We start from the raw sequence: 23,098 nt of genomic DNA, 5'->3' as shown, positions 1-23,098 counted from the left end.
TTCGTAATTAAAGTCGCCTGTAACATAGAGGCGACTTTTTGGCTGAAAGCGACTAAAAAAGGTAAACTAATAGAAAACATATTGAAGGTATCATGAATTCGGGGAGTGGTTGGATTGGGATTTAATTCTGCAGCATATTTAAAGGATCAAGTGAGAAAGCAGTATCATGATGCACCGACATCGTCGGTAGAAGTGGAAAATCTAGGAGAGCGTTTTCCAGTGAGGGCATCACTTACAGAAGAGATGATGAGAACCATTGTCAAAAGTGATGTTGATGCGTTACAAAAATATGTAAAATCAGGGAAAATCAATTATGAGGATATTGCGACGGTGTTTTTCAACCGCGTATTGGATTATGCCTCTTATCACGCGGTAATTTCACTTAACGGTGATGTAATAGAAGAAGCTAGACAATGCATCTATAGTGATACGAATGATCCGTTATATGGATTACCTGTGCTATTAAAAGACAACATAGCAACTAAAACATTACCAACAACAGCGGGTGCGGCTATTCTAAAAGATTACTATCCAAAAGAAGATGCTGATATTGTCCGTTCATTAAAAGAAAAAGGTGCGCTGATTTTAGGTAAAGTCAATCTATCGGAATGGGCGAACTTCATGTCAACAGATAGCGCTAACGGGTATTCAGCTGTAGGTGGTCAAACCCGTCATCCAGAAGGAGAATTTGATGTTGGAGGTTCGAGTAGTGGAAGTGCGGTGGCTGTCCGTTTAAAATTGTGTCCTGTTGCGATGGGCACAGAAACGGCAGGTTCGATTATTTACCCAGCGAGTCAAAATGGGGTAGCGGGTCTTAAACCAACATGGGGGATTGTCTCGCAGTCTGGGATTATTCCACTTGCTAAAGCGCATGATACCGCTGGGCCAATGGCTCAAACAGTAAGAGATTGTTTTTATGGCTTGCGCGCAATAACAGATGTTTCCTGTGATATAGATACGTATACATCGAAAGTGACAGATTATCGTTTTGGCTTTTTAGCTGATGAACATATAAAGTCAACCTATCGAGACGATGATGAAGCAATACTTAGAAAGTTCAAGCACATCCTTAAAGACAATGGGGTTGATTACACAGACGTGATGATAGATGAGGCGGCATACGAGGTAGACATAATGGATGTATTGACCTATCAGTTTAAAGAAGGTGTAAAGACCTTCTTTAAAAATGACATAACACCACGCACACTTTTGGATGTCTATCAATTTAATGAACAAGATCTCAAAAATCATGCTCCGCATGGACAAGATTTGATTAAACAGTCTATCGACACGTCGCTAAAAGAAGAGCTCATCACAAAACAAGTGATGAACCATCAGTCCATAACAAAAAAAGCGCTCGATCAAGCGTTTGAAGAAGTGGACATACTTGTGACACTGAGTAATTATGCTACAACACTTTATGCATCAAGTGGTTATCCTGCACTTACACTACCAGGGTTTAAGCGTTCAACAGGAGAACCGGTTGGTGTAACATTTATTTCCCCAGCGAATAAAGATAGTGAATTGCTTCATGTCGGCACACGTATTGAAGCGCTAATCAAATGATAAAAGCCAGCTCATCTCTGCAAAGATACCTTTTGCATGATGAGCTGGCTTTTTTAAATGGACGTCTGATTTGCGCGGCTAGGACGACGGCATTTGGATAGGAGGCCGTGTTTTGGTGACCCGATAAAGCTCACCATAAAGAAGATGCCAGTAGAGAAGGCCATTGATCCCGAGATGGATGCATCCAAAAAGACGGCAATATAATAGCCAGAAATAGCCGCTAGTACACCAAATAAACTGCTTAAAATAAGCATAATGGCTAACCGATCAGTCCAAAGGTAAGCAGCAGATGCAGGTGTTATAAGCATGGCTACAACCATTATTGCCCCAACGGCATCAAAAGAGGCAACGGTTGTGACTGAGACGAGGGCCATAAATAAATAGTGCATAGCTAGCGCAGGAATACCGATGCTAACAGCAAGCGCAGGATCAAAAGAGGTGATTTTCCACTCTTTATAAAACGCGATAATGAATACGAGTACGATTAAAAAGACACTAAATAATAAAAGCGTTGCTTTAGGGACAGACCCAATGAGAGGTAAGTGGGTTGTGTCAAAAGGAATGAATGTAATTTCTCCCATTAAGGCATGTTGAATATCTAAATGAGCATTACCGACAGACGTAGAGATTAATATAACGCCAATCGCAAACAACGTTGTAAAAATAATCCCCATAGAGGCATCATGCTGAACACCCAGTGAATGTAACGATTGTACTAAAAAGGCTGTGAGTAGACCGGAGCCTATACCACCAATCAGCATCATTGGACCACTTACTTCATTTGTCACTAGAAAAGCTAAAACAATGCCGAGTAAAACAGTATGGCTGATTGCATCAGCCATCATCGCCGTTTTTCTTAGAATAAGAAAGACACCAATTAACCCGCATGAAAGGCCAACTAAAGACGCGGTAATGATAATCCAAGCTGTATAAGTCATTTTATTGCCCCCTTTATTGGGAGTTGATTCACACGGTATTGCTTACTTTGATTTTGTCTGTGTAAGTAATGAATCAGCAAGCCTTTCTCTTTACCGAACACGAGAGAAAATATAAAGAAGCTAGCAGCAACAACGACGATAAATGGCCCAGTAGGCCACCCCCGCCCTTGCGCACTAATTAACGTGCCAATCGCTCCGGAAAACGCACCAAATATGGAGGAAATAATTAGCATGCACTTAAACGAATGTGTCCAGTAACGCGCACTGACGGCAGGGATAATTAAGATAGCTGCCATTAAGATGACCCCTACAGCCTGAATGCCAATAACGATTGTGACAACGAGAACGAATGTATAGAGTGTATTCATCGCCTTTAAAGGTAACCCAATACTATTAGCAAATGACTGATCAAATAAATAAATCTTCCATTCTTTAAAACCTATTACAACAGTTAATATGACAATGACTGCAAGCATCATCATCGTCCGAATATCTGAGCGTACCATGGCTGCTGCTTGACCAAATATGAAGTTATCCAGTCCACTTTGATTTCCCCCACTAGAACGTGAGGCAATCGATAACAACATAATGCCTAAACCGTAGAAGACAGATAAAATCATCCCCATTGCCGCATCTTCTGAAATACGACTAGATGTTGTGATCCATTGGATCAATAAGGCACCTATAAGTGCACTTATACCGGCACCAATAACCAGGAGCAACAGATTTTTCTCTTGGAAGATAAGAAAGGTGATCACAACACCGGGTAAGGCAGCATGAGACAAGGCATCGCTCATTAAGTTTTGTTTTTTCCAGTAAGCAAGACAACCTATAGCGCCAGCAGCAATACCGAGCATTGTCGTACTAAGAAGTACCCACCCGGTATTTGTATTTAGTAAGAGTGACCACATGTCAATCAACGCCCCCTAACCAACGGATATTTCCGCCATAAGTGCGGCGAATATTATCTTTTGAAAAGACATCTTGTGTCTTGCCGTGACTAATAATGGTTTGATTTAAAAATAGCACATGGTCAAAGTAATCTTCAACAGTTTGTAAATCATGGTGAACAACGATCACTGTTTTGCCTAGAGCATTTAATTTTTTTAATGTAGCCATAATAGCCCGCTCTGTTGCAGCATCAACCCCTGCTAGGGGTTCATCCATAAAGTAAATATCGGCATTTTGAACAAGGGCCCGCGCCAAGAAAACGCGTTGTTGTTGTCCACCTGATAATTGACTGATTTGACGATGGGCATATGCTTGCATCCCCATCTTCTCTAGTGCCTCAAAAGCACGTGCTTTATGTTGTTTCTTCGGGTGTTTAAACCAACCGATATCGCCATAAAGCCCCATAGTCACGACATCGAGTGCATCAGTTGGGAAATCCCAATCAACAGATCCCCGTTGCGGTACATAGCCAATACGTTTTTTTACTTCTTTAAAGGGACGACCAAAGAAAGTAATGTCTCCGGTAATGGCGGGATGAAGATTCAACAACACCTTCATTAACGTTGATTTTCCAGCCCCGTTAGGTCCGACAATCGCCGTTAATGAACCGGCAGGAATAGAAAAACTGACGTTTTCTAGCACTGTATTTTTTTGGTAAGCAGCGACTAAATGTTTGACGCTGATGACGGGCTGAGACATGACGCTTCACTCCTTTAAGGTTTTAATGCTTGATAAATCGTTTCGATGTTGTGTTTGTACATACCGATATAAGTGCCTTCTTCAGTTCCTTCTGCACCCATCGCATCTGAGAAAAGTTCACCACCTAATCGAACATCTAGTCCTTTGTTTTGGGCCCCTTCGAGTACGGCTTGTATAGTATTTTCGTTAATACTGCTTTCTACAAATATCGCAGGAACATGGTGTTTTTCTATAATGTCAATGGTGTCATTAATATCTGATAGGCCTACTTCGTCTTCTGTGCTTAGCCCTTGAAGTCCAATCACATCCATAGCGTATTTCTCACCAAAGTATCCGAAAGCATCATGTGCTGTCACAAGAATGCGTTGTTCTTTAGGGATTTCGTGAATTTTTTCTGAAAATATTCGTAATTGATCGAGCTCCTCAAAGTACGCTTGTTTATTCGCTTCGAAAAATTCAGCGTTTTCCGGGGAATAATCTTTTAATACTCCTACAGCGCTATCCAAAGCTTGCTGCCACAAGTCGATATCAAACCATATGTGTGGATCGACGATTTTATCATCTTCATATAAAAGGTCTGCTTCATCAATGGTATCACTTACGGCTAGAACTACTTTTTCATCGCTAAGAGCTTCAAAAATAGTGGTCATATTTGCTTCTAAGTCTAGCCCGTTATATAAAACGATATCTGCTTCGTCCACCTTTTGGATATCACTTTGTGTGGGATTGTATAAGTGTGGATCAATGGATGGTCCCATTAAGCTTGTTACTTCGACCTTGTCTTGTCCAATCACAGCTAAAGGTTCACCGATTTGCGCGATCGTTGTCACGATGTTAACTTTTTCGTTAGTTTCATGTGTGCTTTCTCCGTTGCTACAAGCTACTAATAGTAAAGTAACTCCTAAAATGATGAGCCACGTTAATTTCTTAAACAACATTATCATCCTCCTTTTTTGCCCTAGGGCAATTCTTTTGTATGAGTACAATTTAACGCACTTAACAGGACGTTGTCAAGTGGAGAAACTGAATTTATTAAAATAAAAAACACATAGACAAAAGTCTATGTGTAAATGTCGCACAGTGATTTGATTAAAGATCATGTCATGGTCTGTTTGGCTTTGAAAAGGCCTGTTTTTTCTATGCGATGAGCCGCCTCTATTAAGCGATCAACAGAATCAAGTAGAGCCAGTCTTACATAACCTTCACCGTATGAACCAAAACCATTTCCTGGAGCAACGACTACTTTTGCTTCCTCCAACAAATAGGCACTGAAGCTTTCTGAGGTAAAGTTTTCTGGTACTTTCAACCAACAGAAAAAAGTTCCTGCGGGTGCTTGAACATCCCAACCCAGCTCGGTTAAAGCAGTGATTAGTGCGTGACGTCTAGTTTCATATGTTTTAGTAAGGGCTATTGTCGTTGTTTGATCCCCCGTCAAGGCCGCTTTAGCCGCCATTTGAACGGCCCCGAAGATGCTCACATATAAATGGTCTTGAATCAATTCGAGCTTTTTAATAATGCTTTTATTTCCTACCGCAAAACCTACGCGCCAGCCCGCCATATTATAGGCTTTTGATAGAGTAAACATTTCAATGCCAACTTCTTTAGCGCCAGGAGTTGCTAAAAAACTAGGGGCTTTTTCGCCATCGAATTGGATGGTGTGATAAGCAAAATCATGACACACAGAAATGTGATGTTTCTTGGCAAAGGAGACGGTCTCCGAGAAGAAGGATTCGTCAGCTTTAGCGCCAGTAGGGTTATTGGGGTAATTTATAAACATTAATTTCGTTTGAGACAGATCAGTTTTTTCGAGGTCTTGATAATTCGGTAAAAACTGATTGGTGGCTAATAATGGCATCGGGATAACCTCTGCTCCGGCTAAGGCAACGCCTGATAAGTAGTCAGGATACCCTGGGTCGGGTACAAGTACGGTGTCCCCAGGATTTAATAAGCATTGACTTAATTCAACGAGCCCCGTTTTTGTACCAGGTAAAATCGCGACTTCAGTTGATGGGTCCAGTGTCACGTCATATTCGCGTGAATAATAATCACTCACCGCCTGTTTTAATTCTATGTAACCTTGAAACGGAGAATATTTGTGATGTCTTGTATCGTCTGCCGCTTGTTTTAGGGCATCAACAATTGCTGTAGGTGTTGGTAAATCGGGATTGCCTTGCCCTAAATTAATCACATCATAGCCTTCCTGTTGGAAGCGGTGCACCGTTTGAACTAAATCATTAAAAAACTGTTTGGGTAAACGTTTAAGTAAGTCTGAAGATGGATGAATCATTATGTCACGCCTTTCAATTGAGTAAATTTATTTAACATTCTGACGAATTCGTTTGTGATACAGTCTAACGAAAACGACCTCATTCGTCTAGTGTTTTTTCTCAGTTGTCGTTTTTTTACGTCTATCTGAACGAAAAAAAGCACCGTTAGGTGCTTGTAGTGTAGTATTTTTTATCACAATAAGGCAATAAGGAAAATAGCAGCGATGAGAATCAAAATAATCACTCCGAGTACTTTTGTACTTAAGCTACTTGCTAAATCTTTTGTGCTCCCATAACGCGCACGCTCTAGAGCGTCACGGCTATTTGCTGTTGGTGATGCTTTTCTTTCCTGTTGGTTAAGCGCTTCGCTTTTATCTTCTAGTTTCATTTACACGCCTCCCGTTCATATGTTGATGAACCTTGATAGAAATATTATAACATGGAAAATTTTATAAATAAATCGAAGTATGAAAATTCGAAAGATTGACATAAATGCGTGAGTGTCGGACAATAAACAAAACAATGATCGCAGGAGGCAAGGAATGATGGAGACAATAAAAGTGCAAGGGACACCGAATATATACCGTCACCATGACGGGGCAATTAAAGAAATGGCACAGGTTATTTGTCGTTATGGATTGAAAAAAGGGTTACTAGTGACAGGAGAGGCATCTTATCGTGTGGCAGAACCGCACTTAAGAGCGACAGATCTAAATGTTGTGGTCGAGCAATACAGTGGCGAATGTTCGCGTGAGGAAGTGACGAGGTTAGAGGCCATCGCTGAAGAAGGGGGTGTGGATTATTTAATCGCAGTTGGAGGAGGCAAGGTCATTGATGTTACAAAGGCAACGGCTACGCTCATGCGCTTACCCTATTTTATAATCCCGACATTGGCTTCTAATTGTGCGGCACTTACGCCACTTAGCGTGTTTTATACAGAAGAAGGCGTATTTACTGATCACGTTATTTTTGACCAAGCCGCCTTTATGGTTGCTGTTGAACCGAAAATAATGATTGAAACACCAAGCGAATACTTACGTGCTGGGATTGGTGATACGCTAGCCAAGTGGTATGAAGCAAGGCCACTCGTTTTAGAAATGGTTCATCAACCACTTGCAGTGAAAGTCAGTCAACACGCGGCCAAATTGTGCCAAGATGTTTTGATTACTTCCGGTAAACAGGCGCTAGATGATGCTAAACAGAAGGTAGTTAGTAACGAGTTTATTGACGTTGTTGATGCAATCATCATGGCGAGTGGAATGGTCGGAGGTTTTGGTGAGCATTATGGCCGTATTTCCGGGGCTCACTCCATTCATAACGGTTTAACAGTCCTAGAAGAAACACACCACCTCTTGCATGGAGATAAGGTCAGCTACGGTATTCTTGTCCAATTAGCATTATTTAACGAGTGGGACGAAATTGATCAATTGTTACCGTACTATGACGAACTCGGATTACCTAAAACGTTTGCTGATTTCGGCATTACAAAAGACTTGGATGAGAAATGGGAACACGTTGCTCGTCATGCAGTCCGAGAAAATGAGTCGATTCATTTATTGGGCGAGGTAACAAAAGAGGCTCTTCACCTTGCTATGTGTGAGTTAGAACAACATGTCATAATTAGAGCGCAAAGGGGAGAATGAGTGTGACATTAAAACATGTGGCGTGCTTACAAATGGATATTCAGTTTGGCGATGTAAAAGCCAACCTGGACCATATCAAAGCACAATTCAAACAATTAAGTTCGAAAGTTGATACGGTAATATTACCGGAATTTTGGCCAATGGGTTATCGTTTAGATATGTTAGCTGATGTGGTCACTAATGATTTGTTAACGCCATTACACACCCTGGCGAAGGTACATGATGTTGATATTATTGCAGGCTCTATTCCAACAGAGCGCGATGGCCAATTTTATAATACACTCCCTGTTATTGCTCGAACGGGTGATGTTATTTTTTCATATGACAAAGCGCATCTCTTCCGTTTGATGAATGAAGAGCAATACTTGGCAGAAGGGAAAGGAAAAGGTGTCTTTCAGTTGAACGGCGTGTCATCAGCTGCCGTGATTTGCTACGACATTCGTTTTCCAGAGTGGATAAAAACGCAGATGCTTGATGATGTAGAGATATTATACGTGGTTGCGCAGTGGCCCAAACAACGACTGGATCACTGGCGAACACTGCTTATCGCTCGTGCAATTGAAAATCAAGTGTATGTTGTTGCTTGTAACCGGGTGGGGAGTGACCCTAACAACGTTTTCGGTGGACATTCACTCGTCATTAGCCCTTGGGGAGAGGTTGTTAGTGAAGCGGGAAATGATGAAATGATTCTTGAAGCTACACTTGATTTAGCTGAAGTGAAGCGAATTCGCCGGGAAATTCCTGTTTATGAAGATAGAAGACCGGATCTTTACCAGTTGAAATAACGAAAAGTTTTAAAAGTTTAGAAAATTGTGTTGACTTTTTTAAAAACGTTGTGTAAAGTAAGTCTCAACAAAAAAATATTAACCGGATCTTATCAAGAGAGGTGGAGGGACTGGCCCTTTGAAGCCTCGGCAACAGACTATATGTCCTCGTGCCAAATCCAGCAGCCCTAATTTATTAGGGACGACAGATAAGTTGAGTATGCCTTTAAAGCCTCAATTTATCACTTGATAAATTGAGGCTTTTTAAATGTAAAGGTCCGGAATAACCTGAGGGGGAAACGAAATGAGAAAGTTATTAGCATTAATTAGTTTAGCCGTTTTAGTTGTGTTGGCAGGATGTGGTGATGAAGCAACGACACTAAGTGAGAATGAGATTACTGTAGGTGTAACAGCGGGACCACACGAACAAATATTAGAAAAAGTAAAAGAACTAGCCGCTGAAGAAGATTTAACGGTTAACATTGAAGTATTCACTGAATATGTGATTCCAAATACAGCCCTTGACGAGGGAGAGCTTGATTTAAATAGTTACCAGCACCAACCATTTTTAGATAACGCGAAAAGTGACCGTGGATATGAAATAGAAGCGGTGGCAACAACAGTTAATTTCCCGATGGGTATTTACTCAACAGAGATCGCGGATGTGAGTCAGTTACAAGAAGGCGATAAAGTTGCTTTACCTAATGATCCAACCAATGGTGCCCGTGCCTTGATTTTATTTGAAGCGGCTGGTCTCATTACGTTAAAAGAGGGTGTGGGTGCAGAGGCGATGGTGCTTGATATTGAAGAGAATCCATTAAACTTAGACTTTATTGAACTTGAGGCGTCACAAATTCCGCGTCAATTAGAAGAAGTAGCTGCAGCAGCAATCAATACAAACTTTGCGATCGAACATGGTTTTGTACCGACAGAAGATGCTATCTACATTGAACCAAGTGATTCACCTTGGGTGAATTTGATTGTCGCAAGAGAAGAAAACAGTGATGATCCTGTTATTGAAAAATTCATTCGTATTTATCAATCAGACGAAGTAAAACAATTTATTGAGGACACATTTGAAGGATCAGTTGTTGCCTCATGGTAAGGAGGCAAAATCGATGATTGAATTAAGAAATATCACAAAAGAATTTCATACCGGAAAAAACACTGTAATTAAAGCCTTAGATGATGTTAGTCTCACTGTTTCAAAAGGTGAAATATACGGTGTCATCGGTTATAGCGGAGCAGGGAAAAGTACCCTGGTCCGCATGGCTAATCTATTAGAGGTACCGACATCGGGTAGTGTGATCATTGATGGTGAAGACCTCGTGACATTATCAAAAGAACAGTTACGACAAAAACGACAAAATATTGGGATGATTTTTCAAGGGTTTAATCTACTTAAAACGCTGACAGTGTATCAAAACATCGCTATCCCACTTAAACTTACAGGTGTGAGTGAAGCAGAGATTAAAGTGAGAGTGAAAAAATATTTAGATATTGTCGGTCTCAGTGATAAAACCGATGTTTATCCGAACCAGTTATCAGGTGGACAAAAACAACGTGTAGCGATTGCGCGTGCTCTTTCACATGAACCAGATATTCTTCTAAGTGATGAGGCAACAAGCGCACTTGACCCAGATACAACAGACCAAATACTAGCGCTACTTTTAAAAATCAATCGGGAACTCGGGATTACGATTTTATTAATTACACATGAAATGCATGTGATTCAACAGATTTGTGACCGTGTGGCCGTGATGGAAAACGGAAAAATTATCGAACAAGGCCTCGTCGTAGATCTTTACACAGATCCTAAACACGAGACGACAAAGCGGTTTGTCAGCAGTATATTTCCAAGTCAAACCCCAGGTGCAATTATTGAAGATTTGAGAAAAGATGGTCCGATTTTAGATTTGACGTTTGTTGGCGAAGTGGCAGAAAAGCCAAGTCTATCAACAATTTCTAATCTCTTTCATATTGAGACGAATATTCTTTCAGGTAATATTGTGGAATTAAAGGATCAAACATTCGGTAAGTTGCGTGCACACGTTAAAGGCAATACTGAAGAAACAACCAAAGCGATAGATTATTTAACAACACACGGTGTGATTGTAAGGGAGGTAAGGAGTCATGGCTGAATTTATTGATCGCTGGGGAACAACAATTGTAGATGAGACGTTTGCAACGTTTCAAATGGTGACAATCAGTCTTTTTTTCTCCATTTTAATCGGTCTACCACTCGGTGTATTATTAGTGATTAGTCGAACGGGTGATAAGAGGAATATTTGGCTTTACCGCGTGCTTAATGTCATTATTAATACGATTCGTTCTGTACCGTTTATAATCTTACTCTTCGCATTACTTCCGTTTACGCGTCTTATTGTAGGAACGTCTATAGGGGTACGTGGTGTCATTATTCCGTTAGTTATTTATACGGCACCTTATTTGGCAAGGTTAATAGAATCGTCTTTACTTGAAGTTGACCAGGGAGTTATTGAGGCTTATCAAGCGATGGGCATCAAACCCTTATCGATCATTTGGCATGTGATGATTCGTGAAGCTAAACCATCGATTATTTTAGGTATAACGATTGCGGTTATTGGCCTAATAGGGGCGACAGCTATGGCTGGCCTTGTCGGTGCGGGTGGCCTTGGTGATTTAGCTTATCGCTTTGGTCATGTCCGCTATCAACCCGATGTGATGTATGTGACGATTGTAATTCTTATTATCATTATTCAAGCGATTCAATCTTTTGGTAATATACTCAGTCAAAAAGCAAAGAAAGATTAAGGTGGATATATGTCTAGAAAAACAGGTGTAGATTGGGAAAAGAAAGCAAAGGAAACGCTGTCTGCGAATGCTTTTGGATACTTATCTGGTGGTTCAGGCAGTGAAGTAAGTTTGTCTTATAATATAAAGCAGTTTGATCGCTATCGCTTGATTCCACGTGTATTAAGAGAGGTTAGTCTCACTGACACAACAACACACCTATTTGGCTCATCGATTCAAGCACCGTATTTACTCGCGCCAATCGGTTTTCATACAATTGTTCATGAGGCAGGGGAACTGGCAAGCGCACGCGCTGCAGACGCAGCTGGTGTGCCTTTTATCCAAAGTACTGTCTCAAGTTATAGTATTGAAGAAGTGAGTGAGGTAATGGCAGTCGCTGATCACTACTTTCAGTTGTATTGGCCAAGCGATGATGATGTCAGAGAAAGTTTTGTTCGCCGTGCAGAAGCGGCCGGTGTCAAAGGTTTGGTGATTACTGTTGATACGCCTGTTTTGGGACGGCGTGAAATTGATTTGTCACATAATTACTTTCCGATGGATGAAGGCGCAGGCATGGCTAACTTTTTAGCCGATCCTGTTTTTCAGGCGCGTTACCTGTCACCCACTATGGATTCAGCAGAAGTCAAACAGAAAATACAATCCATTTTGTTTAATCCGTCGCTTACGTTTAAGAAAGTACAACAGTTAATTAAAAGTACGTCGTTACCGGTCATCATCAAAGGTGTGCTCCATCCTGATGATGCGAAACGGTGTCAAGACATCGGCGCAAAAGGTATTATTGTAAGTAATCACGGGGCAAGACAATTAGATAGTGCGATAGAACCACTGGAGGTTTTATCGGCAATAAGAGAAAAAGTGGGCAATGATTTCCCGCTTATTCTAGATGGCGGGATTAGGCGCGGGGCAGATATTATTAAATCGCTTATTTTGGGTGCAGATGCGGTATTGGTTGGTCGGCCTTATATTTATGGTTTAACAGGTGGTGAATCAGGCGTTATGGATGTACTTTCAACGCTAAAAGAAGATTTAGAAATTAATTTAAAACTATTAGGTGCGACGTCAATCTTAGACTGTCATCATGACCACTTAAAACGACTCGAACGTTAGGGGCGTTTTTTTGTGCATCCGACTAAAGAAATATAAGTTTTTTTGTTGAATCTGTTCACAACTAGTAGAATGAGACGATATAATAAGAAGGAAGTGGATATTTTTTAGGGGGTATAACAATGAAGATCAAGGGTAAATTAATTAGCTCTTATGTTGTTGTTGCGCTATTAGTATTGGTTGTCGGCGTGGCAGGTATATGGGGTATGGGTCAGATTCAAAATAATACACGGTTACTCTATCGAAACCGAGTAGAGCCGCTCGGTGTTATGACAGAAATTATTCAAACAGGTGAAAATATCAGTGTACAATTACTGTTGGGTGTAGCTGAGGAAAACCCCACAAGAGGTAGTGATGCTTCTAATGCTCTAGAAGTAATGGATATCTTACTTGAAAGATATAGTGAATTTAATATGGAAGCTGATGAGCGTATCTTATTCGATCAAATGGTTGAACAGTGGAATACATATAATGTTCAAGCGGCCGAGAATGCAAGACTTGTTTCAAGTGGCTCTTTTGAACAAGCGGCTAGGGGCATTGACACAGCCGGCAATGATTTTCGTGCTTTTCGCGATACGCTTTATCAACTGCGAGATGGAAGTTTAGTGATTGCTGAAGGAGATTATTCCAATGGCGAGTCAGCCTTTATATGGACGCGCTCAATTATCTTTTTCATTGCGATTGGTGCTGTTGTTCTAGCGATTATATTAGGTGTTGTCATGGGACGTTACGTAGGTAGTCCTTTAAAAAAAATCGCGACGCGTTTAACAGCTATTGCGCAAGGGGATCTTACGCAAGATGAATTGAAAACAACACGCAAAGATGAAATTGGTGAATTAACAGAGTCGATGAATATGATGCAAGAAGATTTACAGGCGGTCATTCGCAGTGTATCAAGTGCAGCAGAACGTGTATCTGGCGCAAGTGAAGCGTTAACGCAATCATCACTGGAAGTACGCGAAGGTTCAGAACAAATTGCCTCAACGATGCAAGAATTGTCATCAGGTTCTGAAACGCAAGCACATACCGTATCTACCTTGTCAGAGAAGATGGAAGACTTTCTTAAACGTATTGCAGAGGCTAATGAGAAGACAGAACTCGTTTCTGAAGATTCTGCGACAGTGATTGAAAAAACAGATGATGGTTATAAAATGATGGAACAAGCCATTAATCAAATGATGAAGATTGATTCAATTGTGAATGATGCTGTGAAGAAAGTATCAAGTCTTGAGCAGCGCTCGAATCAAGTATCCAAACTTGTTGATGTGATTCAAGATATCGCGGAACAGACGAACCTTCTTGCATTAAACGCAGCGATTGAAGCAGCACGTGCTGGGGAACATGGTTCAGGCTTTGCGGTTGTAGCTGATGAAGTGAGAAAATTAGCAGAAAACGTCTCAGATTCAGTGCGAGAAATTACGACGATCATTCAAGGTATTCAAGGAGACACGAAAGAAGTCGTTCTTGCGTTAGAAAATGGCTATAATGAAGTCAATATGGGTACGGTTCAAATGGCTCAAACAGGTCAGAACTTTAACGTAATTAATGACGCCATTAAACAAATGGTTGAAAAGATTGAATATGTCACGAATACACTCTCGGATGTTACGAGTGAAAGTGTTTTAATCAATACATCTATTGAGGAAATAGCATCAGTTGCCCAAGAGTCAGCTGCTGGTATTGAAGAAACAGCTGCTTCTTCTGAACAGTCAGCTAGCTCAATGAATGAAATATCTGCAAGCGCAAATACACTTGCAGAATTAGCGGAGAGCTTAGGTAAAGAAGTCAGTCATTTTAAAACAATTTCATAAGTGAACGTGCCCTGCATCACGCATGCAGGGCTTTTAGCGTTTTTAAAGCGGATTAAGCAAATGCTTTGACTTTTAATCTGGATTTGTATAGTCTTTGTATAGTTAATGTATAGTAAAACGCTAAAAAATTGATAAATATAGCTGAGAGTAATAAAGAAGGGGTTTTTTACTGTTAGGGTGTAACACGTGAGTTAATTTGACAGGCTTGTCACAGAAGTGACAGAGTCGATGGGGGAAGAAATGATGGAAAGAAAATTATTTGAAAGCTGTGAAGCGAGTGAACTTATTATTGAAGCGCTAGAAAGTAACCTTGCGATTATTCAATTTGACTTAAATCGTCGGGTATCTTATGTGAACGGGTTGTTTGCTGGAACGGTAGGTTACTCGACGAAAGAGATGCTGGGGATGCATCACAAAGAGCTCTGCTTTGAATCGTTTAGTAAGAGTAAGGACTATGATGCATTTTGGAATGATTTATACAACGGGAAAAGTTACCAAAACAAAATTGACCGTAAAGCAAAATCAGGAAATAGGGTCTGGTTAGAGGCAACGTACATGCCGTTAAAAAATGCAGCGGGTAAAGTAGTCGGTGTTGTAAAGGTAGCAACAGATATTACAAGCCGCCAAGAAACAGTAACGCATGTTGTAGAACAGTTAAGTGATATGTCGCGTGTATTAAATGAGCGAGCTAAAACGGGGATTGCCCGCAGTAAAGATTTAGCAAAGCAAGTCGAGCAAATAGATAGAGCATACGACACGTCAAAAATCACATTAGAAACACTTCAAAATGACACGGCATCTATACAAGATATCGTTAAAACCATTCGAGGCATTGCGTCACAAACGAATCTTTTAGCCCTAAACGCAGCAATTGAAGCGGCACGTGCTGGTGAACATGGTCGCGGCTTTAGCGTGGTGGCTGATGAAGTAAGGAAATTAGCGACAGGTGTAGATCAATCTATTGGTGAAATAAGACAAAACATTGAACGTATAACAGCCGAAATTTCTCAAATAGTCGGTGATGCAAAAGAAGTGCAGGAAAATATCAAGGTGGCTAAAAAAGATGTTGCCACTGCAACGACTGATTTTGATAATGTATTAGATGCAGCTGAGCAGCTATCTAAACAAGCTGAAGAAGTAACAACGATAATTTAGATAAATAGAAATAAAAAAGAGAAGCTAATGTATAAATTTAGCTTCTCTTTTTTACTTACAACATTTTTAATCAATTACTCGCCACCTAACATTGCCTCAGTGTTTCTGCTACCTGGTGGGACAATCGGGTAAACATTCTTTTCATCTTCAATGGCAAAGGTCATTAAAAAGGGTCCGTCTGTTGCCATCGCTTGCTTTATTAAAGCCTTGGCTTCTTTAATTGTATGCGCTTTTCCACTATTAATACCATAACTTTCAGCGAGCATACTAAAATCTGGTGATGATATCTTAACTTCTGAGTATTTTCGTTCGTAAAATAGCTGTTGCCACTGACGCACCATACCGAGGTAGCCGTTTTGGAAAATAGCTATTTTGATATTTAATCGTTCCCGACTGACTGTCATTAGTTCTTGAAGGTTCATTTGGAAACTACCGTCACCACTAATAAGAATCACCTGCTGGTTCGCTTTTTTTCTTGCCCCACCAATGGCTGCGGGTAACCCATATCCCATCGTACCGAAGCCACCAGAGGTTAGGAGTTGTCTTGGACCTCGTAACCTAAAGTGATGAGCTGTCCACATTTGGTGTTGCCCGACATCTGTCGCAACGAGACAATCACAGCGTGCTTCTTGTTGAAGCGTCGTTAATATCATCGACGGATCAAGAAGTTCATGTGTTACCTTGTGAAATTTTGCGGATGTTTGATGCCAAGAAAGTGCTTCGTTAATCCAAGTCACCGACGTCTTTTGTAAGTGCTTCGAATTGATCTTAGCTAAGACGTCTTTTACATCACCAATCAAGGGCATATCCACAGGAATCAGTTTATTTATTTCTGCGGGGTCGATATCAATCTGTATCTTCTTTGAATACGGGGAGAATCCTTTAATGTTCCCTGTGATTCTGTCAGAAAAGCGAACGCCAAGACAAATAAGGAGGTCAGCCTTATGAACAGCTCTATTGGCACTATATGTACCGTGCATACCGACCATGCCTAAGTGAAGTGGATGGTCTTCATCTAAGGCACCAAGTCCCATCAAGGTACTGACAAAAGGTATCTCTGTCTGTGTAATGAAGTCGTGAAGTTCTGCGTGTGCCTGGCCTATAATAACCCCGCCTCCAACAAGTACGACAGGTCGCTCTGCGTGTTTTATGGCATCGCATATTAGGTTTGCCTGGTCATCTTTTAATTTTAGTGCGGGTTTCTTAGTCGATACATAAGGTTTATGTGTGATGTAAGCATCGAAGTGATGAAAATTCACTTCTACTATAACGATGCCAGGTCGTCCTTCTTTTGCTCGTTCGATAGCCGTTTGGACAGAGTTTAAAACGTCTGTATGATTTTGGACATAGATATAATCTTTCGTTAATGCTTGTGACATTGAAAAGGGATCAGCGTTTATTCGTGATTCGCGATTTGACTGATTGAGCATGATCACAAGGGGGACAGAATCGAGTTTCGCCGTGGCAATAGATGTTATGGCGCTCGGTAACGCTTGGTCATTGCGCAAAAAACAAACGCCGACAGAACCTGTTGCACGACTGTAACCGTCTGCTGCATGGACGGTGGCTTGATCGTGAACAAGTGATGTGATAGGAAACGTTTTCTGTTGAGGTGAAAAGGGTAACGGGTGACCAGTCGTAAAAGCATGTGTGATTGAGTATGTGTTGAATAAATCCATTAAGTAATGACTGACCGTTTTTTTGGTTGAAATAGCGGTAGACATCATATCTCTCCTCGTTCATTTAGTTGATTATTTTAAATTTTCTAAAAATAAAGTATTGTCATCATATCACGCTTTTAGTTGTTGTGGATAATAACATTAAAACGTTCACGAAATGTTCATAAAAAAAGGACGAATAACTTGACGGGCGTCAAGTTATCTTTGATAAAAGACCGATATAGTAGAAGTAGTTAAAAAATTAAAGGAGGACATGATGATGTTGATCACGCTAAAGTTAGAACAGCTCGGGTGCCCGAGCTGTGTAAAGAAAATTGAATCTGGTATAAAGCAACAAGCGGGCGTTCATGCGGTGGAAGTGTTGTTTAATTCTAGTAAAGTGAAGGTGGATTTTAATGAAAAAGAAGTGTCACGTGAAACAATCGCGTCAGTGATTGAAAAGTTAGGTTACACTGTAAAAAATAGATAGAAACAGCCCTTTGGGTGGTTCTTTCTGTTCTCTATCTCCGCTTTATATACGAATATTTAATGAAAGAAATAAGTGTCCATAAGATATGTGTCGCCTATAAAATGAAAGGAAGGAGCTATTAAGTGGCAAAGCGAATGAATCAATTTAAACAAATAGCTATGATGAGTGCTGGGTTGTTCATCATTTTGGCGTTCGCATTTTATCTTTTAGGTCTTAATGTACTTATTGCGCCTCTTTTGATCAGTGCAACAACATTGACAGCGATACCGATTGTATATTTTTCCATTCAAGCGTTAAAAGTGAAATATATGAGTATAGATTTACTTGTATCTATAGCCATGATAGGTGCTGTGGTCATTGGTGAGTATATTGAAAGTGCTGTGGTAGGTTTTTTGTTTTTGTTTGGGAGTTTCTTAGAAGTAAGGACGCTGGAAAAAACGCGGGCGTCGATTCAATCACTTTTATCACTAGCGCCTGATAGTGCGATCGTGTTTAGAGACGGTGAAGAAAAGACTGTTAGTGTTGAGGAAGTAAATAAAGGGGATACGGTTATAGTGAAAGCAGGTGCAAAGGTCCCGGTTGATGGTGTTATTTTCTCTGGTGATGCGTGGGTAAATGAGGCGATGATGACAGGTGAAAGTGTTCTGCGCGAGAAAAAAGCAGGCGATGATGTCTTTAGTGGCACGATTGTGGATGAAGGTTACATTAAAGTCATTGCTAATAAAGTAGGTGAAGATACGGCGTTTAGTCAAATTATTGAGCTTGTGGAAGAAGCGCAAGATCAAAAATCGAAAACAGAAAAATTTCTTGATCGATTTAGTCAATACTACACACCGGGTGTCGTGATCATCAGTGTGATTGTTTACTTAGTCACGAGCAATACACACTTAGCGATTACCTTTTTAGTGATTGCCTGTCCGGGTGCCCTTGTGATTGGAGCACCGGTATCGAGTGTGAGTGGGATTGGAAATGGTGCAAGACATGGCGTTTTGCTTAAAGGTGGTGATGTGCTTGATCGTCTTAAGCAAACAACGACCTTTATGTTCGATAAGACCGGGACATTGACAAAAGGTCAACCGGCTGTCACTGAGGTCGTTTCCTTCGTCTCAGGTAATTGGCTGTTAGCTGTCGCTGAACTTGAACGACATTCCGAACATCATCTTGGTCGTGCCATTGTGGCTTATATTGATAACGAGGTACAGCTAACGAATCATCACTTAGATGTTACATTGATTAAAGGTCAAGGACTTGTAGGTGATTGGGAAGGGGCAAGATATTATGTAGGTAATCGACGCTTACTAAAGGAGCACGGTTTTAATTTATCGATTGAAGTGAACCGAGCGATTAAGGTAAGAGAACAAGAAGGGAAAACTGCGGTGATTGTTGCGCGAAACGATGAGGTGATTGGCTATATTGTTATCGATGATGTCATCAAGAGTGAAGCGAAACAGGCGCTACGTATGCTAAAAGAGCGTGGTGTTAAATCATTGGTTATGCTGACAGGTGATAATGAGAAGACGGCACATTATGTTGCTAGGCAGTTAGGTATTACAGAAGTTAAAGCAGAACTTCAACCAAAAGATAAGTTAGCAGAAATAAAAAAACGACAAGCTCGAGGTGAGAAAGTCGTCATGGTTGGTGATGGTGTTAATGATGCGCCGGCTCTAGCGCTTGCTGATGTTGGTATTGCGATGGGATTTAGCGGCACTGATGTAGCAATTGAAACGGCTGATGTTGTAGTGATGAATGATCGCCTTGATAAAATGGTACACGCCTATCAACTCGCAAAACAAACGGTGAAAAACCGTACGCAAAATATATTATTTGCCTTAATAACGGTATTCTTTTTACTCATTGGTGTATTAAATGGTACGATACATTTAGCCTCAGGTATGTTTGTTCATGAAGCAAGCGTGTTACTGGTCATTTTAAATGGGATGCGTTTGATTCATTTCCGGTTAAAAGGAACTACGGAGGCTATAATGTATGAAGGGGACCTAACTAGTAAAGGTATTAAAAGTAGAAAAATAGTAGAATAACGTCTATGGAAGTTAGAAGCTAAATATAGCGAGGAGGCGTGGATATGAGCGAATGTCATCATGTGACTGGTTGTGTGCGACAGGTGCCTATCTTTAATCATTTACCAAATAAGGAATTGACTGAAGTGATGAAGGTGGTTCACTCTAGATCATTTCCTGTAGGGAGCTTTTTGTATAAAGCGGGAGACAGTTCAACGGGACTTTACGTGGTGCAAACGGGTAAAGTGATATTATACCGCTCTAATGAAGAGGGGAAAAAACAGCTTGTCCGTCAGCTTTTTCCGGGTGACTTCACGGGTGAATTAGCTTTGTTTTTAAAACAAGATCATGATTTATTTGCGGAAGCGGCTGAGGCCAGTCACATCTGTCATATTAAACAGTCAGACATCGATACTTTACTCATGACTTATCCTAATATTGCGTTAACGCTCTTAAAGCACTTAGCTTTTCGATTAGATGAATCCGAACGTGCCTTACAACAAGCGACGTCAGGTCCAGTTGACGTGCGGTTAAAACACTATTTGCATCAACTGAAACAGCCGAGTCGTTATCCGGTGGTGTGTGACTTGCCGATGAAACAAAAAGATTTAGCGAGTCATTTAGGAACAACACCTGAGAGTATTAGTCGAGCGATTAAACGTTTAGAAAAAGCAGGTGATATAAAAAAGCGTGGTCCTAAAACATTTGTTATATTGCAACCGCTTATCTGATAATAGGCTAACACTGTTTATTTTCGCTTGTTGGAATAGCTATCTAAATATGCTAAAGTCCTCCTCATTAATGCATCCGGGCGTATAGGGGGGCTTTTTACTATTGATAGCGCATCATGTTGTTATAGTCCGGGGGGCTTGATTATCTGATTCATTACCTCGATAGAAGGACTGATCTGGTGGTTGGCATATTTCTCCTTCCTGAAACTTAAGACCTGTCTCAGTGCCTTCGTGACAGAGGCTCTATCTGATTGATGATGAAACACATCGATGTGCCGAGTATCGATATCATCAGTACCTAAATAGGTATCAATCTTTTTGGGTTTTTCCAGGGGATAACTATTTTCTGCGGCGGTTATGGCCGTTGTCATAGTTAGCGATAAGGTGAAGAAGTTGTGAAGATAAAAAAACTCTGTCACATGTGAGTGACAGAGTGTGAGTGATTAACAGTGTGAAGTGATAAGTGTCATCTGACCGGATAAATCAAACGTGTTAACGCCATATGGTAAGACAAAGTGAGTGCCTTTTTTTATAGTATAGCTCTCATGATCTACAGTTATCGTACCTTCTCCTTCAATAACACTTACTTGTAGAAAGTCGTGATTTTGAGTTTCAGTTGTCTGGCCGTTTAATGTCCATTTTTCAACTGTGAAATAATGTTCTTCTACAAGTTCCGTTACAGTTAAATCGCCGCGCGTTGTCTCTGATTGATTCAATGCGGGGTCTTTGTGAGGGACAGTTGTCACGTCAATCGATTGTGCCAAATGTAACTCACGTGTATTTCCTTGATCGTCCAAACGATCATAGTCATATACACGGTAAGTAATATCAGAGCTTTGTTGTGTCTCTAATATGACAATTCCTGCACCAATCGCATGAATCGAACCGCTTGGCACGTAAATAAAGTCCCCCTTTGTTACAGGTACATAACGCAAGAGTTCATGCCATTTACCTTCCTCAGCAAGCGTTGTTAATTCGGTAACTGATTGAGCGTGATGACCGAAAACAATCTTCGCGTCTGGTTCAGCATCTAATACATACCAACATTCTGTTTTTCCATATGGAACGCCTTCTTTTTCGCGTGCGTATGTATCATCTGGGTGAACTTGAACAGATAAATTTTGCGCGGCATCAAGAATTTTTACGAGTAGTGGGTAAGCTTCTGTGTCTGATTCTTTTCGATTAAAATAGTCACGGTGTTGTTCCCACGCGTCTGTTAATGTTTTTCCTTTAAGAGGGCCATTAGTAATCATACTTGGTCCGTTTTCGTGTGCTGAAATCACCCATGCTTCTCCTGTCTTATCTGATGGGATATCATAGTGGAATTCGGTGTTAAGTTTGTTTCCACCCCAAATACGCTCTTGTAGTGTGGGTGATAAAAATAATGGTTGTGTTGTCATGTTTTATCTCCTTCTCCTAACTTTGTGAATGATGTTCATTTATCGTTATTTACATAATATCTAGTATAGTCTGTCTTCTGTATGAAAGAAAGGGTAGACGGGAAAAAGTATAAAATTCTTTTAACGATTTAATATCAATGCAGCCGCACCAATGACGCCAGCTGTCTGGCTTAATTTAGCTGGAACGATGGGTGTGTGTGCTGCATCTTTGTTGAGGGTGAAGCGTGTGACATAATGACGAATGGGTTCAAAAAGTATGTCACCTGCCTGGCTGACACCACCACCAATAATGACGATTTCTGGATCTAAAGTGTTAATTAATGAGACAAATGCCATACCCATCCTTTCTAGGACTTTGTCAAGGTAAGGGGTGATGACGGGTTCTTTCTCTTGGTAAAGCTGAAACACATCCTTTGTTGAAAGAGGCATTTTTTTAAGTCTTGAAGCCTCACGACTTATCGCAGTACCTGAACAGATGTGTTCAAAACAACCGAGTTGACCACAGACGCATAAGCCAAAGGATGGGTCCACCACCATATGTCCCACATCTCCAGCGTTACCTCTGCCACCTGAAATAAGTGTGTTATTGGCGATAATACCAGCGCCAATACCTGTGCTAATCGTAACAAATAGAATGTTTTTATGGCCATGTCCTGCGCCAAAATGATGTTCGGCGAGTGCGGCGGCAGAAGCGTCGTTTTCTAAGTGAATAGGTACAGAAAAATGTTGAGAGATGTAATCAACAATGCGTACTTCGCGCCACAGGGGCAAGTTAGGTGGATAAGTAATCATCCCTCTAAAAAGGTCAAGTGGGCCAGGAGCTCCAATGCCAATCCCTAATAACGTCTTTTCTGTCACGTCGCTTTTCTCGAGGAGCTTCTTCGCGCAGATGATTATTCGGTCAAGCATCACTTCTGGTGCCGCTTGTGTTGAAGTTTTTAGTTGATCATGCGCGATGATTGTACCGGATGCATTCATAATCGCCATCGCTGTTTTAGTGCCACCAATATCAATGCCTAATGCATACATAGATACACCCCCTTATGTTTAGTTATTCTACAATTTTATCAGTTTGTTTATTTTTAATCAATCAGAAAAGACTCTTTAAAT

Annotated in this window: 21 protein-coding genes and 1 riboswitch; of the genes, 12 read left to right on the top strand and 9 right to left on the bottom strand. The window is 40.8% G+C overall.

Annotated features, from left to right (window positions below; translation table 11 throughout):
- Positions 1 to 114: 114 nt before the first annotated feature.
- The gene (locus BM163_RS02470; RefSeq protein WP_089799863.1) at positions 115 to 1,566 is read left to right on the top strand and encodes an amidase family protein; all 1,452 of its coding nucleotides are present in this window, start codon (positions 115 to 117) and stop codon (positions 1,564 to 1,566) included.
- Positions 1,567 to 1,619: 53 nt separating this feature from the next.
- Here the strand turns inward: BM163_RS02470 and BM163_RS02465 are convergent, their stop codons facing one another.
- The 6 genes from BM163_RS02465 to BM163_RS02440 all read right to left on the bottom strand — a co-directional run bounded on the left by BM163_RS02465 (position 1,620) and on the right by BM163_RS02440 (position 6,809).
- Positions 1,620 to 2,504, bottom strand: coding sequence for a metal ABC transporter permease (locus tag BM163_RS02465; protein WP_089799860.1), 885 nt, complete (start codon positions 2,502 to 2,504; stop codon positions 1,620 to 1,622).
- Positions 2,501 to 3,415 (bottom strand): metal ABC transporter permease, encoded by a 915-nt coding sequence (locus BM163_RS02460; protein WP_089799858.1) that lies wholly within the window; start codon positions 3,413 to 3,415, stop codon positions 2,501 to 2,503. Before BM163_RS02460 ends, BM163_RS02465 begins: the two co-directional genes overlap by 4 nt.
- A gap of 1 nt (position 3,416) precedes the next feature.
- A complete protein-coding gene (locus tag BM163_RS02455) occupies positions 3,417 to 4,154 on the bottom strand; it encodes a metal ABC transporter ATP-binding protein (RefSeq protein WP_089799856.1) in 738 nt (245 codons plus the stop codon).
- A gap of 14 nt (positions 4,155 to 4,168) precedes the next feature.
- On the bottom strand, positions 4,169 to 5,098 hold the full coding sequence (locus BM163_RS02450) for a metal ABC transporter solute-binding protein, Zn/Mn family (protein ID WP_174787611.1): 930 nt from the start codon (positions 5,096 to 5,098) through the stop codon (positions 4,169 to 4,171).
- Positions 5,099 to 5,250: 152 nt separating this feature from the next.
- A complete protein-coding gene (locus BM163_RS02445) occupies positions 5,251 to 6,441 on the bottom strand; it encodes a pyridoxal phosphate-dependent aminotransferase (RefSeq protein WP_089799854.1) in 1,191 nt (396 codons plus the stop codon).
- Positions 6,442 to 6,614: 173 nt separating this feature from the next.
- Entirely contained in the window at positions 6,615 to 6,809 is a 195-nt protein-coding gene (locus BM163_RS02440; RefSeq protein ID WP_089799852.1) for a DUF6366 family protein, read from the bottom strand.
- Between the two features lie 157 nt (positions 6,810 to 6,966).
- Here BM163_RS02440 and BM163_RS02435 point away from each other — a divergent pair, with 157 nt between their 5' ends.
- The 8 genes from BM163_RS02435 (at position 6,967) to BM163_RS14090 (ending at position 15,691) form a co-directional block, all read left to right on the top strand.
- Positions 6,967 to 8,064 carry an iron-containing alcohol dehydrogenase family protein gene (locus BM163_RS02435; protein WP_089799850.1) on the top strand — a complete coding sequence of 366 codons (1,098 nt, stop codon included), beginning with the start codon at positions 6,967 to 6,969 and terminating at the stop codon, positions 8,062 to 8,064.
- A 2-nt stretch (positions 8,065 to 8,066) separates the two neighbouring features.
- Positions 8,067 to 8,849, top strand: a complete 783-nt coding sequence (locus BM163_RS02430; protein ID WP_244946854.1) for a carbon-nitrogen family hydrolase — start codon at positions 8,067 to 8,069, stop codon at positions 8,847 to 8,849.
- Between the two features lie 86 nt (positions 8,850 to 8,935).
- Positions 8,936 to 9,044: riboswitch (SAM riboswitch) on the top strand.
- Between the two features lie 88 nt (positions 9,045 to 9,132).
- Positions 9,133 to 9,933 (top strand): MetQ/NlpA family ABC transporter substrate-binding protein, encoded by an 801-nt coding sequence (locus BM163_RS02425; RefSeq protein WP_089799846.1) that lies wholly within the window; start codon positions 9,133 to 9,135, stop codon positions 9,931 to 9,933.
- Between the two features lie 13 nt (positions 9,934 to 9,946).
- Positions 9,947 to 10,969, top strand: a complete 1,023-nt coding sequence (locus tag BM163_RS02420; RefSeq protein WP_089799844.1) for a methionine ABC transporter ATP-binding protein — start codon at positions 9,947 to 9,949, stop codon at positions 10,967 to 10,969.
- Positions 10,962 to 11,621, top strand: a complete 660-nt coding sequence (locus BM163_RS02415) for a methionine ABC transporter permease (protein WP_089799842.1) — start codon at positions 10,962 to 10,964, stop codon at positions 11,619 to 11,621. The genes BM163_RS02420 and BM163_RS02415 overlap by 8 nt, the downstream gene beginning before the upstream one ends.
- 9 nt (positions 11,622 to 11,630) lie before the next feature.
- Positions 11,631 to 12,728, top strand: a complete 1,098-nt coding sequence (locus BM163_RS02410) for an alpha-hydroxy acid oxidase (RefSeq protein WP_089799840.1) — start codon at positions 11,631 to 11,633, stop codon at positions 12,726 to 12,728.
- A 119-nt stretch (positions 12,729 to 12,847) separates the two neighbouring features.
- Entirely contained in the window at positions 12,848 to 14,536 is a 1,689-nt protein-coding gene (locus BM163_RS02405) for a methyl-accepting chemotaxis protein (protein WP_089799838.1), read from the top strand.
- A gap of 243 nt (positions 14,537 to 14,779) precedes the next feature.
- On the top strand, positions 14,780 to 15,691 hold the full coding sequence (locus tag BM163_RS14090; protein WP_089799836.1) for a methyl-accepting chemotaxis protein: 912 nt from the start codon (positions 14,780 to 14,782) through the stop codon (positions 15,689 to 15,691).
- A 74-nt stretch (positions 15,692 to 15,765) separates the two neighbouring features.
- On the opposite strand, the gene BM163_RS02395 is transcribed toward BM163_RS14090, so the two are convergent.
- On the bottom strand, positions 15,766 to 17,415 hold the full coding sequence (locus BM163_RS02395) for a thiamine pyrophosphate-binding protein (RefSeq protein WP_170243614.1): 1,650 nt from the start codon (positions 17,413 to 17,415) through the stop codon (positions 15,766 to 15,768).
- 211 nt (positions 17,416 to 17,626) lie between these two features.
- On the opposite strand from BM163_RS02395, the gene BM163_RS02390 reads away from it, so the two are divergent.
- The 3 genes from BM163_RS02390 to BM163_RS02380 all read left to right on the top strand — a co-directional run bounded on the left by BM163_RS02390 (position 17,627) and on the right by BM163_RS02380 (position 20,588).
- Positions 17,627 to 17,839, top strand: a complete 213-nt coding sequence (locus BM163_RS02390) for a heavy-metal-associated domain-containing protein (RefSeq protein WP_089799832.1) — start codon at positions 17,627 to 17,629, stop codon at positions 17,837 to 17,839.
- A 122-nt stretch (positions 17,840 to 17,961) separates the two neighbouring features.
- Positions 17,962 to 19,878 (top strand): heavy metal translocating P-type ATPase, encoded by a 1,917-nt coding sequence (locus BM163_RS02385; protein ID WP_229675476.1) that lies wholly within the window; start codon positions 17,962 to 17,964, stop codon positions 19,876 to 19,878.
- A gap of 44 nt (positions 19,879 to 19,922) precedes the next feature.
- Positions 19,923 to 20,588: a Crp/Fnr family transcriptional regulator gene (locus BM163_RS02380; protein WP_089799830.1), complete on the top strand. Its 666-nt coding sequence runs from the start codon at positions 19,923 to 19,925 to the stop codon at positions 20,586 to 20,588.
- A gap of 443 nt (positions 20,589 to 21,031) precedes the next feature.
- On the opposite strand, the gene manA is transcribed toward BM163_RS02380, so the two are convergent.
- The gene (manA, locus tag BM163_RS02375) at positions 21,032 to 21,988 is read right to left on the bottom strand and encodes a mannose-6-phosphate isomerase, class I (protein ID WP_089799828.1); all 957 of its coding nucleotides are present in this window, start codon (positions 21,986 to 21,988) and stop codon (positions 21,032 to 21,034) included.
- A 120-nt stretch (positions 21,989 to 22,108) separates the two neighbouring features.
- Complete coding sequence (locus BM163_RS02370; protein WP_089799826.1) at positions 22,109 to 23,017, bottom strand: ROK family protein; 909 nt, start codon at positions 23,015 to 23,017, stop codon at positions 22,109 to 22,111.
- Positions 23,018 to 23,098: the final 81 nt, after the last annotated feature.

Source organism: Halolactibacillus alkaliphilus, from assembly GCF_900115465.1.
Taxonomy (GTDB): domain Bacteria; phylum Bacillota; class Bacilli; order Bacillales; family Amphibacillaceae; genus Halolactibacillus; species Halolactibacillus alkaliphilus.
The sequence above is the reverse complement of the archived record's forward strand: the minus strand, read 5'-3'. Positions and strand labels throughout refer to the sequence as shown.

Excerpts from the sequence above, each read along its gene's own strand:
- BM163_RS02465 (WP_089799860.1), bottom strand. The coding sequence starts at position 2,504 with ATGACTTATACAGCTTGGATTATCATTACCGCGTCTTTAGTTGGCCTT.
- BM163_RS02460 (WP_089799858.1), bottom strand. The coding sequence starts at position 3,415 with ATGTGGTCACTCTTACTAAATACAAATACCGGGTGGGTACTTCTTAGT.
- BM163_RS02455 (WP_089799856.1), bottom strand. The coding sequence starts at position 4,154 with ATGTCTCAGCCCGTCATCAGCGTCAAACATTTAGTCGCTGCTTACCAA.
- BM163_RS02450 (WP_174787611.1), bottom strand. The coding sequence starts at position 5,098 with ATGATAATGTTGTTTAAGAAATTAACGTGGCTCATCATTTTAGGAGTT.
- BM163_RS02445 (WP_089799854.1), bottom strand. The coding sequence starts at position 6,441 with ATGATTCATCCATCTTCAGACTTACTTAAACGTTTACCCAAACAGTTT.
- BM163_RS02440 (WP_089799852.1), bottom strand. The coding sequence starts at position 6,809 with ATGAAACTAGAAGATAAAAGCGAAGCGCTTAACCAACAGGAAAGAAAA.
- BM163_RS02435 (WP_089799850.1), top strand. The coding sequence starts at position 6,967 with ATGGAGACAATAAAAGTGCAAGGGACACCGAATATATACCGTCACCAT.
- BM163_RS02425 (WP_089799846.1), top strand. The coding sequence starts at position 9,133 with ATGAGAAAGTTATTAGCATTAATTAGTTTAGCCGTTTTAGTTGTGTTG.
- BM163_RS02420 (WP_089799844.1), top strand. The coding sequence starts at position 9,947 with ATGATTGAATTAAGAAATATCACAAAAGAATTTCATACCGGAAAAAAC.
- BM163_RS02415 (WP_089799842.1), top strand. The coding sequence starts at position 10,962 with ATGGCTGAATTTATTGATCGCTGGGGAACAACAATTGTAGATGAGACG.
- BM163_RS02410 (WP_089799840.1), top strand. The coding sequence starts at position 11,631 with ATGTCTAGAAAAACAGGTGTAGATTGGGAAAAGAAAGCAAAGGAAACG.
- BM163_RS02405 (WP_089799838.1), top strand. The coding sequence starts at position 12,848 with ATGAAGATCAAGGGTAAATTAATTAGCTCTTATGTTGTTGTTGCGCTA.
- BM163_RS14090 (WP_089799836.1), top strand. The coding sequence starts at position 14,780 with ATGGAAAGAAAATTATTTGAAAGCTGTGAAGCGAGTGAACTTATTATT.
- BM163_RS02395 (WP_170243614.1), bottom strand. The coding sequence starts at position 17,415 with ATGTCTACCGCTATTTCAACCAAAAAAACGGTCAGTCATTACTTAATG.
- BM163_RS02390 (WP_089799832.1), top strand. The coding sequence starts at position 17,627 with ATGATGTTGATCACGCTAAAGTTAGAACAGCTCGGGTGCCCGAGCTGT.
- BM163_RS02380 (WP_089799830.1), top strand. The coding sequence starts at position 19,923 with ATGAGCGAATGTCATCATGTGACTGGTTGTGTGCGACAGGTGCCTATC.
- manA (WP_089799828.1), bottom strand. The coding sequence starts at position 21,988 with ATGACAACACAACCATTATTTTTATCACCCACACTACAAGAGCGTATT.
- BM163_RS02370 (WP_089799826.1), bottom strand. The coding sequence starts at position 23,017 with ATGTATGCATTAGGCATTGATATTGGTGGCACTAAAACAGCGATGGCG.